The following is a 14,913-nucleotide window of genomic DNA, read 5'->3' as shown; positions in this document are numbered from 1 at the left end:
ATGCAAGGCGCTCAGCTGAGACATCAGCCTCCCGCACCACCCGGCCGCAAGCCGGTACCGCGGGGTGCCAGCCGAATGGTGGCCAAAGAGCCGATGTCTGCGCGCCTGCCGAAAGCCAATTTTGGTTTTCTCAAAGCCTTGTTCTGGCCAGTGCTGCTGGTAGCGCTGGGGTTCGGCACTTACGAAGGCGCGCAGCGTTTGCTGCCCTACGCCGACCGGCCGATCACCAAGATCAACGTGCAGGGCGATTTGAGTTACATCAGCCAGCAAGCGGTGCAGCAGCGGATCGCCCCTTACGTGGCGTCGAGCTTCTTCACCATCGACCTGGAGAGCATGCGCACCGAGCTTGAAACGATGCCATGGATTGCCCACGCCGAAGTGCGTCGGGTGTGGCCGGATCAAGTCGTGATTCGCCTGGAAGAACAACTGCCGGTGGCCCGTTGGGGCGATGAGTCGCTGTTGAACAACCAGGGCCAGGCGTTTACCCCGCGTGAGCTGGCGAACTACGAACACTTGCCACAGCTGTTCGGCCCACAGCGGGCCCAGCAGCAAGTGATGCAGCAATACCAGGTGCTGAGCCAGATGCTCAGGCCATTGGGCTTCTCGATTGCACGCCTGGAATTGCGTGAACGAGGCAGCTGGTTCCTGACCACCGGAGCCGGCAGTTCCGGCCCGGGAATCGAACTGCTGCTGGGACGCGGCAACCTGGTGGAAAAGATGCGCCGCTTCATTGCCATCTACGACAAAACGCTTAAAGAACAGATTACGAACATTGCGCGCATCGATCTGCGCTACGCCAACGGCCTCGCTGTTGGCTGGCGGGAACCTGTAGCGCCCACGACAGCCCAACCCGCTGTCGCGAAGAATTAAGAAGAGGCAGGACCCATGGCAAACGTGCAAAGCGGCAAAATGATCGTCGGTCTCGATATCGGCACCTCCAAGGTGGTGGCGCTGGTAGGCGAGGTCTCGGACGACGGCACGCTGGAAATCGTCGGGATCGGCACTCATCCGTCCCGCGGCCTGAAGAAAGGCGTGGTGGTGAACATCGAATCCACCGTGCAGTCGATCCAGCGCGCCATCGAAGAAGCGCAGCTGATGGCCGGTTGCCGGATCCACTCGGCGTTCGTCGGCGTGGCGGGCAATCACATCCGCAGCCTGAACTCCCACGGCATCGTGGCGATTCGTGATCGCGAAGTCAGCGCTGCTGACCTTGAGCGTGTACTCGACGCTGCCCAGGCTGTGGCGATCCCGGCTGACCAGCGCGTGCTGCACACCCTGCCGCAGGATTACGTGATCGATAACCAGGAAGGCGTTCGTGAGCCGCTGGGCATGTCGGGCGTACGTCTGGAAGCCAAGGTCCACGTGGTGACCTGCGCCGTCAACGCCGCTCAGAACATTGAAAAATGCGTGCGTCGCTGCGGTCTGGAAATCGACGACATCATTCTCGAGCAACTGGCTTCGGCCTATTCGGTCCTGACCGACGACGAGAAAGAGCTGGGCGTGTGCCTGGTGGACATCGGTGGCGGTACCACCGACATCGCCATCTTCACCGAAGGCGCGATCCGTCACACCGCGGTGATCCCGATTGCGGGCGACCAGGTGACCAACGACATCGCCATGGCGTTGCGCACCCCGACCCAGTACGCCGAAGAAATCAAGATTCGTTACGCCTGCGCCCTGGCCAAACTGGCCGGTGCCGGTGAAACCATCAAGGTCCCAAGCGTTGGCGACCGTCCACCGCGCGAACTGTCCCGCCAGGCTCTGGCCGAAGTGGTCGAGCCGCGTTACGACGAGCTGTTCACGCTGATCCAGGCCGAACTGCGTCGCAGCGGCTACGAAGACCTGATCCCGGCCGGCATCGTGCTGACCGGCGGCACCTCGAAAATGGAAGGCGCGGTCGAACTGGCCGAAGAGATTTTCCATATGCCGGTCCGCCTGGGCGTGCCTCATGGCGTCAAGGGCCTGGATGACGTGGTGCGCAACCCGATTTATTCAACCGGCGTTGGCCTGTTGATGTACGGCCTGCAAAAGCAGTCCGACGGGATTTCGTTCTCGGGCATCAGCAGCCGCGACAGTTACAGCAATGAAGAAGCCAAACCCGCGTTGCTCGATCGCATCAAGAGCTGGGTACAAGGCAACTTCTAAAGAATTACCGCAACACCGCAACAAACGCAGTAGGCGAAAAAACTAGAGAATGTAAGGAGAGGGAAAATGTTCGAACTCGTAGACAACATCCCCGCAAGCCCGGTTATTAAAGTTATCGGTGTTGGCGGTGGCGGCGGAAACGCCGTAAATCACATGGTCAAGAGCAACATTGAAGGCGTTGAATTCATCTGCGCCAACACTGATGCCCAGGCGCTGAAATCCATCGGCGCGCGGACCATCCTGCAATTGGGTACCGGTGTGACCAAAGGTCTGGGCGCCGGCGCCAACCCTGAAGTAGGTCGTCAGGCCGCTCTCGAAGACCGTGAGCGCATTGCCGAAGTCCTGCAGGGCACCAACATGGTGTTCATCACCACTGGCATGGGCGGCGGTACTGGTACCGGGGCTGCGCCGATCATTGCCGAAGTGGCCAAGGAAATGGGGATCCTCACCGTTGCGGTGGTGACCCGTCCGTTCCCGTTCGAAGGTCGCAAGCGTATGCAGATTGCCGACGAAGGTATCCGTCTGCTGTCTGAAAGCGTTGACTCGTTGATCACCATTCCCAACGAGAAGCTGCTGACCATCCTCGGTAAAGACGCCAGCCTTCTGTCGGCTTTTGCCAAGGCTGACGATGTACTGGCGGGTGCCGTTCGCGGTATTTCCGACATCATCAAGCGTCCGGGCATGATCAACGTCGACTTTGCCGACGTACGGACTGTCATGAGCGAAATGGGCATGGCGATGATGGGCACTGGCTGCGCCAGCGGTCCGAACCGTGCACGCGAGGCCACCGAAGCGGCCATTCGCAACCCGTTGCTCGAAGACGTGAACCTGCAAGGTGCACGCGGCATCCTGGTGAACATCACCGCCGGCCCTGACCTGTCCCTGGGTGAGTACTCCGACGTGGGTAGCATCATCGAAGCCTTCGCTTCCGAGCACGCGATGGTCAAGGTCGGTACTGTTATCGATCCGGACATGCGTGACGAACTGCACGTGACCGTGGTTGCCACTGGTCTGGGCGCAAAAATCGAGAAGCCTGTGAAGGTTATCGACAACACCATGCATACGTCCGTGGCATCGCAGCCGCAGCAACAAGCGCCTTCGCGTCAAGAAGCGCCTGCTGTGAACTACCGTGACCTGGACCGTCCGACCGTCATGCGCAACCAGGCTCAGGCCGGTGCTGCGACTGCCGCGAAGATGAATCCGCAAGACGATCTGGACTACCTGGACATCCCGGCATTCCTGCGTCGTCAGGCTGATTGATGGAATGTATCAGGGCTATGAAGGTGATTGGTGTTCAGCAAAGGTCTGGTCTGCTATTATCGCCAGCCTTTGTTGATACCAGTTCGCAATTTGCGCTGAAGCGGCCCAAGCCATGATTAAACAACGCACACTGAAAAATATTATCCGTGCCACAGGTGTAGGCCTGCACTCCGGGGAGAAGGTATACCTGACCCTCAAGCCTGCACCTATCGACACCGGCATCGTGTTTGTTCGTGCCGATCTGGACCCTGTGGTGCAGATTCCTGCTCGCGCGGAAAACGTTGGCGAAACCACGATGTCGACCACGTTGGTCAACGGTGACGTCAAAGTGGATACGGTTGAGCACTTGCTCTCGGCCATGGCTGGCCTGGGCATCGATAACGCCTACGTCGAGCTCTCCGCGTCCGAAGTCCCGATCATGGATGGTAGCGCTGGACCTTTCGTATTCCTGATTCAATCGGCCGGCCTGGAAGAGCAGGACGCCGCCAAGAAGTTCATCCGGATCCTGCGGGAAGTGACAGTGGAAGACGGCGACAAGCGCGCCACTTTCGTCCCTTTCGAAGGTTTCAAAGTGAGCTTCGAGATCGATTTCGATCACCCGGTTTTCCGTAACCGCACACAAAGTGCAAGCGTGGATTTTTCCAGCACTTCGTTCGTAAAAGAAGTCAGCCGCGCCCGTACCTTTGGTTTCATGAGTGACATCGAGTACCTGCGCAAGCACAACCTCGCACTCGGCGGCAGCGTTGAAAACGCTATTGTGGTCGACGCGGATGGTGTACTGAACGAAGACGGCCTTCGCTATGAAGACGAATTCGTGAAGCACAAGATCCTCGATGCAATTGGTGACCTCTACCTGCTGGGCAATAGCCTGATTGGTGAGTTCAAGGGCTTCAAGTCCGGACATGCATTGAACAACCAGCTGCTGCGCAAGTTGATTGAGCAGACAGATGCTTGGGAAGTCGTGACTTTCGAAGACGCCAGCACTGCACCGATCTCTTACATGCGTCCTGTTGCGGCCGTGTAAGCAAAAACCTCTCTAGTTTTTAAAGGCTGCCTTCGGGTGGCCTTTTTTTATGCCGATCGTTCCCACGCTCTGCGTGGGAACGATCATCCGGCCACCACCCGATTCCTCCCTCCTTCCTTGGCCTGATACAACGCCTTGTCCGCTGCAAACAGCAGTTGCTCCAGGCTGATCTCGCTCGAGCTGGTCCAGGTGCTAATCCCGATACTGACAGTCATTGGCGACTCGGCACCCGTCATCAACGGCAGTTGTTCCACCGCCGCACGGATGTGTTCGGCAATCTGCTGCGTGCCGGCGCTGTCGGTTTCCGGCAGGATCACTGAAAACTCCTCACCACCATAGCGAGCGACCAAGTCACCCGGCCGTCGCACATTGGCGCTGATCACCTTGGCCAGCGCGCGCAGCGCATCGTCACCGCCCTGATGGCCATGTCGGTCATTGAACGCCTTGAAGTGGTCGGCATCGATCATCAACACCGACAACGGTTTGCCGGAGCGTTGGGCACGAAACCATTCGTGGCGCAGGACCTGATCCAGGGTCCGGCGGTTGGCCATGCCGGTCAGGGGATCGGTGGCGGCCAGTTGCGCCAGCTCCCGTTCGGCGTTGTGGCGCAGGCGCAATTCGCGACTCAGCAACCAGGCCAGCCACAGCAGACCGATGCACAACACGCCGGTAGCGCCGCTGATCACCACTGCGGTGCGTTCCCAGGTGGCGAACACTTCGTTACTGGAGAGGGCGACAATCACCGTCAGCGGCAGATTTCCAACCCTGGAAAAGGTGTACAGGCGCTTCTGGTGGTCAATGCTCGACACGCTGTTGAAGCTGCCAGTGCCCTCGCGCAGGATGCGCACGACGTTCGGTCGGCTGGCGAAGCTTTTGCCGATCGAGTCGTTTTCCAGGTAGGGCTTTTGCGCCAGCAGCAGGCCGTCGTTGTTGATGATGTTCAACGTGCTGTCCTTGCCGATGTTCAGGCTGTTGAACAACTCGTCGAAGTAAGCCAGGCGCATCGATGCCACGGCCACCCCAAGGAATTCCCCGGTAGGCGAGGAGATTCGCCGGCTGAAGCTGATTCGCCACTGGTCGTTGTCTTCGCAATCGCAGCGGGGCTTGAACGGGCGGCTGATGAACATCCCGGTGTCGGGATTCGACACATGGGCGGTGAAGTAATCACGATCGGCGAAGTTACCTGGTTTGGGTTCGATCAGCGACGAGTCGGCCAATACATCGCCGTGCTGGTCCAGCAGCAGAATGTCGCCTTTGAAGCGCGCCGTGGTGGAGCGATCGAACAGCACCAGATGGCGAACCTGCGGCGGCATCTGTTTCAGGTCATCGCGTTGCGAGGCGGCAATCAGTCCTTGCAGCGTCAAGTCGTAGAGTTCGACCGTGCGCAACACATCGGCATCGATCAATTGGGCGATGGTGGTCGCGCCGCGGGTCGCATCCAACTGGGCGTTGGCGTGCTCGCGGATCAGCAGGAAGGTCACGATGCTGAGGATCGCGATCACAGTCAGGCAACTGCCGAGGATCAGCAGAAGCTCAGGACGTCCGGTCCGGCCTGGAATGTAGGGGGTTCGGCTCACGGTCATGGTTCTGATGTCTGCTGAAGGGACTTTATAAGCGTAGTTCCATAAACGTCGTTTCCCGAAGGGAGCGCGCTCATCGCAGCAATCAGTCATGGATATTTGGGTGTTAGTGAGCAAAGGTATAAATGTGGGGTGAAAAAAAGGCCAGCAAAACATGCTGGCCTTTTGATTTAATTCCCGGTGTCAGAACACGTTGATCGGGTAATCGACGATTACGCGGTATTCATCGGTGTCCTGATCCAGTGCGCCATAGCCATTGCCGCCACGGTTGGTCGCCCATTGCAGGCGCAGCGCCAGGTCTTTGGCCTTACCGCCCTGGACCACATACTTCAGATCGATATCACGTTCCCAGTGCTTGGCATGTTTGCCGTCGGCGCTGTACCACGAGGCGTAGCCCTTGCTGTCCGGATCGACTTTGCTCAGGTCAGTTTCACCCCGGGAGTAGGAAACCGCCGAGGTCAGGCCAGGCAGACCGAGGCCGACGAAATCGTAGGCGTACTTGAGTTTCCACGAGCGCTCGTTCGGGCCGTTGAAGTCCGAGTACTGCTGGGAGTTGTCCAGGTAGATGCTGTCACCCTGGCTGATGTAGTCGAACGGCGTGTTGCCGTTGACCCGCTGGTAGGCGGCAGTGACGCTGTGATTTCCCACGCCTACGGTGAAATGCAGGCTGTAGGTGTTGTTGTCGATGTTGCCCAGCAGCGCATCGCCGGTGTCTTGCGTGTGATAGAAATGCAGGCCCGGGTTGAGGCTCACCAGATCATTGAGTTGATAGGTGTAATCCAGATCGTAGTAGTACTGGTTCCAGATGTCCTTGAGCTCAGACGCATACAGGCTGCTGGTCAGCCCCGGCAGACCGCTCCAGGCCACGCCGGCCCAGTTCAGGTGCTGGCTTTCATCGCCGTCGGCCAGGCTGCCATAAGAAGTGCCGATCCGAGTATGACCGCTCTGGTTGTAAGGCTTGGTGAAGCTGGCCTGGCCACCTTCGATCAGGAAACCGTCGAAGCTGTGGTTGGTCAGGCTGACGCCACGAAAAGTCTGGGGCAGCATGCGGCTTTCACCGCCGGCGATCACCGGGTTGGTGAGAAACAGGTCGCCGGCCTTCAACTCGGTATCGAATGCACGCATTTTCAACGTACCGCCCGCTGTGGAGAACGAGCCCGGCGCTTTGCCGTTGCCGTCACTGATCGGCAGGATGCTCGAACTGTCAGTGCCGCCACCGCCGTCAAGTTTCAATCCGAGCATGGCGTGGGCATCAATGCCAAAACCGACGGTGCCTTGGGTGAAACCGGATTCGAACTTGCCGAGAAACCCCTGGCCCCACTCGATGTTGTCATCGGTGTGCTGGTGCCGGTTACGGTTCATGTAGTAGTTGCGGGCGTTGAGGTTGAGGCTCGACCCTTCGACAAAACCTTCGCGGCTGGATTCATCGGCGGCTTGGGTATTGGCGGCCATCGTTGCAGCGATTGCAATGAACAACGGGCTGAGTTTCAGAGAAAAAGACACGTGCGGTACAGCTCCTTTTGGGTCATTAACGTCAGTTCATGGATCGACGTTTTTTACTTCTTGTTAAGGGAGACGAAGTGGAACGTGTTTTCTGCACAATAAAAAAAGCCGCTGATAGCAGCGGCTTGAAGACAACTTTTCAAAGGAAAGAGCCGATGAAAAGTGTCGAGGGAAACAGAGCGATACGTTGAATCAGCTGTCTTTCTCAACCTGTGGCTGGGCTGCAGAAGTGGACGCTTGAGGGGTTTGCTCGGCATCGTGCGCTTTGGCGGTCATCTCGGCCTGCGACTGTTCGAACGCTTTGGCCCGCGCCGCATTTTGCGCGACAAAGGCTGGCGACTCTTCAGCCATGGCGACCGGGGACAGGAACATAGCGGACAAAACGAAAGCGCTGGCAATACCCATAGTGTTGGACATCTATAAAACCTTCTTGCTTGGCAAGTGCTGTTTGGTGCGCCAAGGTTAAGGTTCGGAGACGAGGGGAAACAGAGCGGATTTCAGAAAGGACTATTGCGTGGGAAGCAATAGTTGGGTTTTGCGTCGGATGGAAGAACCACCCCTCACCCCAACCCTCTCCCCATAGGGGAGAGGGGGAAAGGGAGCCGATCGGGGGCTTTTCAGAACTCGCGTTCAACTCGATATTTCAGGTCGATGTGGCTCTAAGAACAACTCGGTCAGTCCCCTCTACCCTCTGGGGAGAGGGTTAGGGTGAGGGGTGGATCCAGAGTCGATCCACGTCAGACCGGCAGATGGATGCCGAATGTGTTCATCCCATGATCACTGCGCACAAACACATCGCCGCCATGCATCAGCGCGATCGCTTTCACAATCGCCAGCCCCAGCCCATGGTTGTTCCCGCTATTGCTGCGCGACGCATCCACCCGGTAAAACCGTTCGAACAACCGTGGCAAATGCTCACTGGCAATCGGCGATCCAGGGTTGGCCACGCCGATACTCACCTGATGCTCCGCCACCTCGATCCGCACCTCGATCACCTGCCCAGGCTCGGTATGCTGCACCGCATTGCTCAGCAAGTTGATCAGCGCCCGACGCAGATGTGCAATCTCGATCCGCACCTGCGCGTCACCGCTGACCTGCACCTGAACCTGTGCATCTTCCAGAATGAAATCCAGGTACTCCAGGGTCGTCGCCACTTCATCGGCCAGGGACGTGGAAGTCAGTTTGGTCGCCTTGCTGCCCTGGTCGGCGCTGGCCAGGAACAGCATGTCATTGATGATCGAACGCAGCCGTTCCAGCTCTTCAAGGTTCGATTGCAGCACTTCGAAATAATGTTCCGCCGAACGCCCGCGGGTCAGCGCCACTTGGGTCTGACCGATCAGGTTGGTCAGCGGCGAGCGCAGTTCATGGGCGACGTCGGCGTTGAACGACTCCAGCCGCGAATAGGCTTGCTCGACCCGCTCCAGCGTGGAGTTAAACGAGCTGACAAACTGATCCAGCTCCGGCGGTAACGGTGACAGGCGCAACCGCCCCGAACGCAGCGGCGGCGCCAGGCGCTGGGCTTCCTGGGACAACTTGATCAACGGCTTGAGGCCGATTCGCGCCACCCAGTAACCCAAGGCCGAGGCCAGCAACACGCCGATAATCGCCAGGCTGATCAGGGCGATCAATAAGGAATGCTGAGTCTGCAAAAACGTTTCGGTATCGATGCCGATCATGAAGCGCAACGGCGGGCGCTGATCCTTGGCCGGGAACTGGCTGACCAACACTTTCAGCGGGTAGTCGTGATCCGGCAATTTCATGTCACGCCGGCCCAGCGGCCCTTCAGCGAAGGCGCGGATCTGCGGGGTAATGTTGCCGTATTCGTACTGCGGATCGCCGCTGATGATCCAGAAGCTGATGCGCTTGTCTTCTTCGCCCAACAGCTTGAGCTTGTTGTTGATCTTCACCCAATGCTCGGGCGTGCCGTAACGGCCGACGGTGGATTCGAGCACGCTGTAGCGCGCATCCAGCTCGGCTTCCGGCAACAGACCCAGGCCTTTGTCGACCTGCTGGTACAACGCCCAGCCAATCAACAGAAACACCAGCAGCGCCACCAGCGTGAACATCCCGCTCAGGCGCAGTGCGATGGAATTACTGGACACCACGACTCTCCAGCACATAACCCATGCCGCGAATGGTGTGCAGCAGTTTCTCGTCGAACGGCCCGTCGAGCTTGGCTCGCAGGCGTTTGATCGCGACTTCGACGACGTTGGCGTCGCTGTCGAAATTGATGTCCCAGACCATCTCGGCAATCGCCGTTTTCGAGAGGATTTCACCCTGACGCCGGGCCAATACGCTGAGCAGCGAAAACTCCTTGGCGGTCAGGTCCAGGCGAGCGCCGGCGCGGGTGGCCTTGCGGCTGATCAAATCTATCCACAGGTCAGCGATGCTCACTTGCACCGGTTCATGGCCGCCGCTGCGCCGGGTCAGGGCTTGCAGGCGCGCCACCAGTTCCAGGAAGGAAAACGGTTTGCCGAGGTAATCGTCGGCGCCATCGCGCAGGCCTTTGATGCGGTCTTCGACGCGCTCGCGGGCGGTGAGCATGATCACCGGGGTTTGCTTGCGCGCCCGTAAGGCACGCAGCACACCGAAGCCGTCGAGGCCCGGCAGCATGACGTCGAGGATGATCACCGCGTAATCGCTTTCCAGCGCCAGGTGCAGGCCTTCGACGCCGTCCCGCGCCAGATCAACGGTGTAACCCTGTTCCGTCAGGCCGCGGTGCAGATAATCCGCGGTTTTTTCTTCATCTTCGATAATCAGAACGCGCATGACCCCGCCTCAGTCTGTGGTCGCCAACGCCGGTGGTGCGGGCGCTGGTGTAGGAGAGTGCCGATGGAAAAGCCGCTCAAGCCACAAGTATATGACCGGAGTGGTAAACAGCGTCAGCGCCTGACTCACCAGCAGGCCGCCGACGACCGCAATGCCCAATGGCTGGCGCAGTTCGGCGCCGGTGCCGTAGCCGAGCATAAGCGGCAAGGCGCCAAGCAGGGCGGCGAGGGTGGTCATAATGATTGGCCGGAATCGCGTGATACAGGCCTGGAAAATCGCCTCTTCTGGCGGCAAGCCACCTTTGCGCTGGGCTTCGAGGGCGAAGTCGATCATCAGGATGCCGTTTTTCTTGACGATACCGATCAGCAGCACCAGGCCGATCAACGCCATGATCGAAAAGTCCTGGCCCCAGATCCACAGCATGATCACCGCGCCGAGCCCCGCCGACGGCAACGTCGAGATGATGGTCAGCGGATGCACGAAACTCTCATAGAGCACGCCAAGAATGATGTACACCGCCACCAGCGCCGCCAGAATCAACCACGGTTGGCTGGCCAGCGAACTCTGGAACGCCTGGGCCGCGCCCTGGAAGTTGCCGCTGATCGCCGCCGGCATGCCGATTTCGGCCTTGGCCTGGTTGAGCAAAATCACCGCGTCGCCCAGCGCAACGCCAGGCGCCAGGTTGAATGACAGGTTGGCCGCCGGGAACATCCCGTCGTGGGCGATGGACAACGGGCCAATGGTCGGTGCATCGAACTTCGCCAGCGCCGACAGCGGCACCATCTCCCCGCTCAACGGCGAGCGCAGGTAGAAATAGTTCAGGCTTTCGGCCTTGCCCCGTTGTTTAGTGTCCAGTTCCAGGATCACGTTGTACTGGTTGATCTGGGTCTGGAATTCGTTGATCTGCCGCTGACCGAAAGCGTCGTACAGCGCTTCATCGACATCGCTGGCGGTCAGGCCGAAACGCGCCGCCGCGCTGCGGTCGATGCTGATATGGGTAATGCTGCCGCCCAGTTGCAAGTCGTTAGAAATATCGCGGAACGCCGGGTTGGTCCGCAGTTTTTCCGTCAGACGCTGGGTCCAGGTGCTGAGTGTCGGGCCGTCGTTGCTCTTGAGCACGTATTGGTACTGGGCTCGGCTCGGGCCGGAGCTGAGGTTGATGTCCTGGCCAGCGCGTAAATAAAGCACGATGCCGGGGACTTTCATCAGTTGCGGACGAATGCGGTCGATGAACTGGCTGGCGGTGACATCACGGTCACCACGTTTTTTCAGAGCGATCCAGAACCGGCCGTTGGCGATGGTCTGGTTGCTGCCGGAAACGCCCACCGAATGGGAAAACGCCTGAACCGCCGGGTCAGCCGCGACGATTTCTGCCATCGCCAGGTGTTTTTTCACCATGTCGCCGTAGGAAATGTCGGCAGCCGCTTCGGTGGTGCCGAGGACGAAGCCGGTGTCTTGAATCGGGAAGAAGCCCTTGGGGATAAAGATGTAACCGGTGATGGCCAGGCACAAAGACAGGCAGAACACGCCGATCATGGTTTTCTGATGGGCGAGGGCACGGCGCAGCAATTTTTCATAACCGGCCAACAAGCGTTCGCCGAAGGTCGGTTTGCTGTGGGCGTGATGCACCGGCGCACGCATAAACAGCGCCGCCAGGGTCGGCGCCAACGTCAGGGACACCACCACCGAAATCATGATGGTCGAGGTGGCGGTCAGGGCGAACTCTTTAAACAACCGCCCGACCACGCCGCCCATAAACAGCAGCGGAATAAACGCGGCGACCAGCGAGAAACTGATCGAGACCACGGTGAAACCGATCTCGCCAGCGCCTTTGATCGCTGCCTCGCGCATGCCGTCGCCGGCCTCCAGGTGCCGGTGGATGTTCTCCACCACCACGATCGCATCGTCCACCACAAACCCCACGGCCACCACAATGGCCACGAGGGTCAGGTTGTTCAGGCTGAAGCCCATGATGTACATCAGGGCGAAACTGGCGGTCAGCGACACACCGAGCACCGCAGACACAATCATGGTCGCCGACCACTGGCGCAGGAACAGCGCCATCACCGCGACCACCAGCATGATCGCGATAAACAAGGTGATTTCCACTTCATGCAAGGAGGCGCGAATGGTCTGGGTGCGGTCGATCAACACCTTGACCTGCACCGAGGCCGGCAGCATCGCTTCAAGGCCTGGCAATGCGGCCTGAATGCGATCCACTGTCTCGACGATATTCGCCCCCGGTTGCCGGGAGATCACCAGGTTCACACCGGGTTGATCACCAGCCCAGGCCTGAACGTAGGCATCTTCCGAACCGTTGACGACTTTGGCGACATCTTTCAGGTGAACCGGTGCGCCGTCCTTGTAGGAAACGATGAGTTGGCTGTATTCGTCGGGATGGAACAACTGGTCGTTGGTGGACAGGGTCGAAATGCTCGACTCGCCATACAACGCACCTTTGGCCAGGTTGAGGCTGGTCTGCTGGATCGCGAGGCGAATGTCCGCCAGGGTCAGGCCGATGGCGGCCAGCTTGTCGGCCGAGGCCTGGACGCGAATCGCCGGACGTTGCTGGCCGGTGATGTTGATTTGGCCTACGCCATCGATCTGACTGATCTGACGCGAAAGCAGGGTTTCCACCAGGTCGCTGAGTTCGGTGCCGGGCATTTGCGTCGAGCTGACACTGAGGATCAGCACCGGGCTGTCGGCCGGGTTGACCTTCTTCCAGGTCGGCAGGGTCGGCATGTCCTTGGGCAGCTTGCCGGCGGCGGTGTTGATCGCGGCCTGGACTTCCTGGGCGGCGGTGTCGATGCTTTTATCGAGGGTGAATTGCAGGGTCAGCAGGCTTGAGCCCAAGGCACTGCTTGAGGTCATTTGGGTCATGCCGGGGATGGCGCTGAATTGCACTTCCAGCGGCGTGGCCACCGACGATGCCATGGTGTCGGGGCTGGCGCCGGGCAATTGCGCGTTCACCTGGATGGTCGGGAACTCCGCTTCCGGCAGTGGGGCGATCGGCAGCCGTGGGAAAGCAATTACGCCGAGCAGCACCAGGGCAAAGGTCAGCAGGATGGTGGCGACCGGGTGGTCGATGCACCACGCGGATGGGCCTCTCATTGTTTAGGCTCCGCTTGCACCACTTGCGGCGGCTCCGTCAGCACTTGCACCGTCGAACCGGGTTTGAGGCGCGACTGGCCATCGCTGACCAATACGTCGCCAGGTTTGACCCCGGTGATGATGTCCTGGCCGCTGCCTTGATAGACCATCTGCACTTGCACCGTTTCTACTTTGTCGCCGTTGATCCGGTACACGAAATGTTGATCGAGGCCCCGTTGTACGACGGTCGGCGGCACCACCAGCGCATCTTTATCCAGCGCTGTCTGAATCTTTACCGTCACCAGCAGGCCCGGCCAGAGCTTTTGGTTCGGGTTGTTGAATTCAGCCTTGGCGCGGATGGTCCCGGTGTTGGCGTTGATCTGGTTGTCGATTAGGGTCAGGTGACCTTCGCCCAGCAAGTTGCCGGTTTCGCCATCGGTGTCGGCACCGATGTAGGCCTTGACCTGGGCGCGTTGCGGATCGCCAATCAGGCCTTGCAGGGTCGGCAGCATTTGCTGCGGCAGGGAAAACTCCACGGCGATCGGGTCGATCTGCGTCACCGTGAACAAGCCTTGGGCGTCGGTCATGCGCAGGAAGTTGCCTTCGTCCACCGTACGAATCCCGACGCGACCGGTGACCGGGGAGCGAATCTGCGTGTAGGAAAGTTGCACCTGGGCGGCATCAATGGATGCCTGATTGCCTTGGGCCGTGGCCTTGAGCTGGTTGACCAGGGCTTGTTGCTGGTCGTAGGTCTGCTTGGACACGCCATCATCGACGCTCAGCAGTTTGTAACGCTTGAGGTTGACCAGCGCCACTTGCAGCTGCGCCTGACTTTCACCCAGTTGCGCGCGGGCCTGATCGAGGCTGGCGCGGATCGAGCGGTCGTCGATGGTGGCGAGCAGGTCGCCGGTCTTGACCAATTGACCTTCCTTGACCAGTAACTTGGTAAGGATGCCGTCGATTTGCGGGCGCACCACCACGCTGTGCAGGGACAACACCGAACCAATGCCACTGACGAAGCGCGGAACATCTTTCGCGGTGACCGCGACGACCCGCACCGGGATGGCCGTCGGGGCGGCCAGTTTGGCGGTGGCCGGCTTGGTGGCGTACCACAGACCCAGCGCTGCCAGGACAATCAGAGGGGCTGCGATCAACGCGGATTTTTTCTGAATTCGCATGCGAGTGGGGCGCCGGGCTAGAGGGACGGGAATAAGGTCAGATTTTATACCTCCCCTTATAGCCCTGTTACCCGGTCAGCAAGGTGACTGCTAACTGACGGCGCTGTCAGTTTGGGAGGCGTCGGCGGGATTCAGAGGGACCGCGTTATCGTTTTTTGCGGGCAAGCCTCGCTCCTACAGGCACAGCGCCGTCCTTGTGGGAGCAAGGCTTGCCCGCGAAGACGCCAGACCCGTCAGCACAAAACCCACAGGCCGACTACTTGTTGTCGCATGAAGTTCGCCGCTTGCAGCTTGCCGCCCCCGACACAGGTATACTGCCGCCTTTCGCGGCCCACCCACCGGGCCCGACTCTTTGTGCACCACC

The 14,913-nt window shown here is 59.5% G+C and carries 11 protein-coding genes; 4 read left to right on the top strand and 7 right to left on the bottom strand.

Features of this window, described 5'->3' with window-relative positions:
- The 4 genes from ACWIKB_RS17640 (at position 1) to lpxC (ending at position 4,429) form a co-directional block, all read left to right on the top strand.
- Positions 1-870: a cell division protein FtsQ/DivIB gene (locus ACWIKB_RS17640; RefSeq protein ID WP_054045546.1), complete on the top strand. Its 870-nt coding sequence runs from the start codon at positions 1-3 to the stop codon at positions 868-870.
- Between the two features lie 15 nt (positions 871-885).
- A complete protein-coding gene (gene ftsA, locus ACWIKB_RS17635; protein WP_054045544.1) occupies positions 886-2,145 on the top strand; it encodes a cell division protein FtsA in 1,260 nt (419 codons plus the stop codon).
- A gap of 66 nt (positions 2,146-2,211) precedes the next feature.
- On the top strand, positions 2,212-3,405 hold the full coding sequence (gene ftsZ, locus ACWIKB_RS17630; RefSeq protein ID WP_033061342.1) for a cell division protein FtsZ: 1,194 nt from the start codon (positions 2,212-2,214) through the stop codon (positions 3,403-3,405).
- 112 nt (positions 3,406-3,517) lie between these two features.
- Positions 3,518-4,429, top strand: coding sequence for a UDP-3-O-acyl-N-acetylglucosamine deacetylase (gene lpxC / locus ACWIKB_RS17625; RefSeq protein ID WP_054045542.1), 912 nt, complete (start codon positions 3,518-3,520; stop codon positions 4,427-4,429).
- An 83-nt stretch (positions 4,430-4,512) separates the two neighbouring features.
- Here the strand turns inward: lpxC and ACWIKB_RS17620 are convergent, their stop codons facing one another.
- The 7 genes from ACWIKB_RS17620 to ACWIKB_RS17590 form a co-directional block, all read right to left on the bottom strand.
- Positions 4,513-6,012, bottom strand: a complete 1,500-nt coding sequence (locus tag ACWIKB_RS17620; protein ID WP_475268447.1) for a sensor domain-containing diguanylate cyclase — start codon at positions 6,010-6,012, stop codon at positions 4,513-4,515.
- 180 nt (positions 6,013-6,192) lie between these two features.
- Positions 6,193-7,461: an OprD family porin gene (locus ACWIKB_RS17615; protein ID WP_475268624.1), complete on the bottom strand. Its 1,269-nt coding sequence runs from the start codon at positions 7,459-7,461 to the stop codon at positions 6,193-6,195.
- Positions 7,462-7,704: 243 nt separating this feature from the next.
- Positions 7,705-7,929 carry a hypothetical protein gene (locus tag ACWIKB_RS17610; RefSeq protein ID WP_475268446.1) on the bottom strand — a complete coding sequence of 75 codons (225 nt, stop codon included), beginning with the start codon at positions 7,927-7,929 and terminating at the stop codon, positions 7,705-7,707.
- 320 nt (positions 7,930-8,249) lie between these two features.
- Complete coding sequence (locus ACWIKB_RS17605; RefSeq protein ID WP_475268445.1) at positions 8,250-9,614, bottom strand: heavy metal sensor histidine kinase; 1,365 nt, start codon at positions 9,612-9,614, stop codon at positions 8,250-8,252.
- Positions 9,604-10,281 carry a heavy metal response regulator transcription factor gene (locus ACWIKB_RS17600; RefSeq protein ID WP_169373157.1) on the bottom strand — a complete coding sequence of 226 codons (678 nt, stop codon included), beginning with the start codon at positions 10,279-10,281 and terminating at the stop codon, positions 9,604-9,606. The genes ACWIKB_RS17605 and ACWIKB_RS17600 overlap by 11 nt, the downstream gene beginning before the upstream one ends.
- 9 nt (positions 10,282-10,290) lie before the next feature.
- Complete coding sequence (locus ACWIKB_RS17595) at positions 10,291-13,392, bottom strand: multidrug efflux RND transporter permease subunit (protein ID WP_475268443.1); 3,102 nt, start codon at positions 13,390-13,392, stop codon at positions 10,291-10,293.
- Positions 13,389-14,549, bottom strand: a complete 1,161-nt coding sequence (locus tag ACWIKB_RS17590; RefSeq protein ID WP_475268442.1) for an efflux RND transporter periplasmic adaptor subunit — start codon at positions 14,547-14,549, stop codon at positions 13,389-13,391. Before ACWIKB_RS17590 ends, ACWIKB_RS17595 begins: the two co-directional genes overlap by 4 nt.
- Positions 14,550-14,913: the final 364 nt, after the last annotated feature.

It is taken from the genome of Pseudomonas sp. 5Vm1k, from assembly GCF_056161485.1.
The sequence above is the reverse complement of the archived record's forward strand: the minus strand, read 5'-3'. Positions and strand labels throughout refer to the sequence as shown.